The organism is Bradyrhizobium sp. (genome assembly GCF_049512235.1).
GTDB lineage: Bacteria > Pseudomonadota > Alphaproteobacteria > Rhizobiales > Xanthobacteraceae > Bradyrhizobium.
The window spans coordinates 1-3287 of sequence record NZ_JBEKXH010000631.1 but is presented as its reverse complement, the minus strand read 5'-3'; the positions used below and the strand labels follow the sequence as shown (position 1 = coordinate 3287).

The 3287-nt window shown below is 60.6% G+C and carries 3 protein-coding genes and 1 pseudogene; 3 read left to right on the top strand and 1 reads right to left on the bottom strand.

Going from position 1 to position 3287, the window contains the following annotated elements:
- Positions 1–94: 94 nt before the first annotated feature.
- A complete protein-coding gene (locus ABSG20_RS33045) occupies positions 95–1078 on the bottom strand; it encodes a PQQ-dependent catabolism-associated beta-propeller protein (RefSeq protein ID WP_423868642.1) in 984 nt (327 codons plus the stop codon).
- 346 nt (positions 1079–1424) lie between these two features.
- Here ABSG20_RS33045 and ABSG20_RS33040 point away from each other — a divergent pair, with 346 nt between their 5' ends.
- From ABSG20_RS33040 to pqqA, 3 genes and pseudogenes are all read left to right on the top strand, one after another.
- Positions 1425–2609, top strand: coding sequence for an ABC transporter substrate-binding protein (locus ABSG20_RS33040; protein WP_423868641.1), 1185 nt, complete (start codon positions 1425–1427; stop codon positions 2607–2609).
- A 105-nt stretch (positions 2610–2714) separates the two neighbouring features.
- Positions 2715–2981 (top strand): annotated as a pseudogene (locus ABSG20_RS33035) (YkvA family protein); the annotation flags it as partial.
- Between the two features lie 104 nt (positions 2982–3085).
- Complete coding sequence (pqqA, locus tag ABSG20_RS33030; RefSeq protein ID WP_040426128.1) at positions 3086–3166, top strand: pyrroloquinoline quinone precursor peptide PqqA; 81 nt, start codon at positions 3086–3088, stop codon at positions 3164–3166.
- Positions 3167–3287: the final 121 nt, after the last annotated feature.

Genomic DNA, 3287 nt, shown 5'->3' with positions numbered 1-3287 from the left:
CTATATCGCTCAGTGGATTGGGCAGCATCCCACATGGATGGCCCGGAAGTGGAGCTGTGATTATCCCGGCCGCCGGGAGAAACGCGAAATCTGATCAATTCGGGCCGAACGCCACTCCCCACGGCAATTCTCCGACCTGAATGGATTTGATGACCCGCAGGCGCGCCACGTCGATGACCGAGACGTCGTTGGAGACGCCGTTGGCGACCAGCAGATATTTTTCGTCCGGCGTAAAGGCGCCGTGCCAGACCCGTTGGCCGACCAGCAGGTATTTCAGGACCTCGTGCGTGACGCCATCGACCACCGCCACGCGATTCGCAGGCCCCAGATCGACGAAGCCGAGCTTGCCATCTTTTGTGATGTTGATGCCGACCGGCTGGATGGCCTCGGACCGCAGGCCTGGAATCTCGAATTTCACCGATTGCTTGAGCTGCCGCGTAACCGGATCGATGATGGCTAAGCCGCCGCCGATTTCCGAACTCACCCATAATTCCGACCCGTCGGCCTTGAATGCCGAGAAACGGGGACGCGAGCCAACCAGCAGATTGCCGACGATCTCGCGGCTCTTGGTGTCGATGAAATGCACCATGCTGGTGGTTTCCGAGGTGCACACCAGCGTCCTGGCATCCGGACTGACCGCCATTCCTTCGGGCTCGATGCCGACCGAGACCTCGCCCACCGAGGCGCGCTTCTCCAGGTCGATGACGGTTACCATGGCGTCGTTTTCGTTGGCGACGTAGAGAATTTTTCCCGCCGGATCGAGCGTGAATTGTTCGGGGTCCGGACCGGACGGCAAATCGCCTGAATTTTTCAGGGTCTTGGTGTCATAGACCTGGATGATGTCGTCGTCGCCGAGCGCCACATAGACAGATTGGCCATCGCGGGAGACGGCGATGCCCCGCGGTCGCTGCCCTGTCTTGATCGTCGCGACCGTCTCCAGTTTGTCGGTGTCGATGACGGAGATGGAGTTGCCCTTCTCGTTGGAGACAAAGGCGAGATAGGCCGAAGCAGGACCAGCCGACAGAGCGAGCCCCAAAAGGCAAAGACCCAATCCGACCGGCCAGCGCAAATCGAACATGTGGCGTCCTCCAAGGCGTCAGGACCGGCGACAACGAAGATGTTCCGCAGGGTCGCCGATTGGCCATCTGAAATTGTCTATCCGATGCCGCCCCGCTGAACCAGACGGTGCTTTGGGACGAAGTCAAGCATCCGGGGCAGGCATTCATTGCGCCATACGGTAAATTGAATACCCTGACTGGCGCGGGCAGAAGTAGTTAAGGGAAGTGGGGATGCGGGCTGCGAGCACCGCGGAGGCCGGCTGGCCGCGACGCCAAAATGTTGCGGTGCATTTTGAGCCGTTCCGGCGGTTGGAACGGCGCGTTTTCCGGAATTTCGCATCTTGCACTTGGCGCGGGAGACTTGATTTGTTGAGATTTCTGGTTGCTGCCGGCGCACTCTTGATATCGAGCGGAGCGGCCCTGTCCGATTCCCCGCTGGAGATCAAGATTGGCTATCTTCGCGAAGTGCCGTCGCGAATAAGGATTTCGCTCATCGATGTGCCGGCCGGCAATGACGGTCTGGCCGGCGCCGAATTGGCGACCGAGGACGATAACGCCACTGGGCGCTTCCTCAATCAGCACACCACGCTGATCGAGAAATTGGTCGGCGAGGGTGACGATCCGGTCGCGGCCATGAATGCGCTGGCCGACCAGGGTGCCGCGTTCATCGTCACGAGCCTCGAGGCGGATCGGCTGCTGAAAGTCGCGGACGCCGGTAAGGCGCGCGGCGTGACGCTGATCAACGCGTCCGCGTTGGACGAACGCCTGCGCGAGCAGGATTGTCGCGCCAACGTCATCCATGTGGCTCCCACGCGTTCCATGCTCGCCGACGGGCTCGCGCAATACCTGATCTGGAAGAAGTGGAACAAATGGCTGCTGCTAGTGGGCTCGCATCAGAAGGATACGCTGTTCGCCGAAGCCTTGCGCCACGCCGCGACCCGCTTCGGCGCTAGAATTGTCGAGGAGCGCGAATTCAAGGACAACGGGGGCGCTCGCCGCACCGACAGCGGGGTGGCGGAAATTCAGCGGCAGATGCCAGTCGAGACGCAAGGCGCTCCGGCCTATGACGTGCTGGTGGCGGCCGACGAGAGCGAGGTCTTTGCCGGCTATCTGCCCTATCGGACCTGGGATCCGCGGCCGGTCGCCGGTTCGGCCGGACTGGTTCCCGGCACTTGGAATGCTTCATTCGATCAATGGGGCGCCGTGCAGTTGCAGAACCGCTTTACAAAACAATTTCAGCGCCCGATGACGGCGCAGGACATGCAGGTCTGGACCGCGGTTCGCATGATCGGCGAAGCGGCGGTCAGAACCGGCTCTGCCGATGCCGGCAAGATGCTTGCTTACATCAAAAGCCCGGATTTCTCGGTCGCGGCCTTCAAGGGCCAGAAGCTCACTCTGCGCGATTGGAATTTGCAGCTGCGGCAGCCGATCCTGCTGTTCGACGGCCGTAATACCGTTTCCGTTTCTCCGCAGGAGGGTTTTCTGCATCAGGTATCGACGCTGGATACGCTCGGTCTCGATCGCCCCGAAACGAAATGCAGCCTGAAGTGAAGACACCTGATGTGTCGGTTTTCCCGGCGTTGAGCTGCGCAATCCACGCCGTCACGACGAGTATGACGCGGGGCGCACGCGGCGATGCTGCGTGATATGAAGCTTTGGGCGCGCGGGCTGCGGCGCGAGGTTCATGCGATCTGTCTGGCTGCCCACAATCCCCATGTGCCCTGGTATGCCAAGGTCCTCGCCATCGCGGTAGCGGGATATGCGCTTTCACCTCTCGACCTGATCCCGGACTTTATTCCGGTTCTTGGGGTCGTGGACGATTTGATATTGGTTCCCCTGGGCATCTGGTTGGTGCTGTCAATGATCCCGGCAGCGGTCATGGCCGAGTGTCGTGTGCGGGCGAGCGAAGCCGTGCGCAAACCCGTTCGCACGTCGCGCGTGAACATGCCCGCTTGCGCTATATTCGGTGCCGCCCTATCCTCATTTCGGGGACGACAAAGTGTCGCCCGTTGGCAAGGAGATCTGGGATGGCTTGGAAGACTCCAAGAATCGTTGAAGTGCCGGTTGGCATGGAAATTAACATGTACGCCTGCGCGGCTCGCAAATAAGCGAGAGCGGAAGCTCCGTATTTCTACGGAGGTGGACCGCATGTCGTGACATACTCCCGCTCCCGGGATTGCGCACAGCATGGTAGCCACCTCCGAACTTTTTTAAACACCCTTGCGCGCA

What these genes read in the sequence shown, in the direction of transcription:
- pqqA (WP_040426128.1), top strand. Translation starts at nt 3,086, where the DNA reads ATGGCTTGGAAGACTCCAAGAATCGTTGAAGTGCCGGTTGGCATGGAA.
- ABSG20_RS33045 (WP_423868642.1), bottom strand. Translation starts at nt 1,078, where the DNA reads ATGTTCGATTTGCGCTGGCCGGTCGGATTGGGTCTTTGCCTTTTGGGG.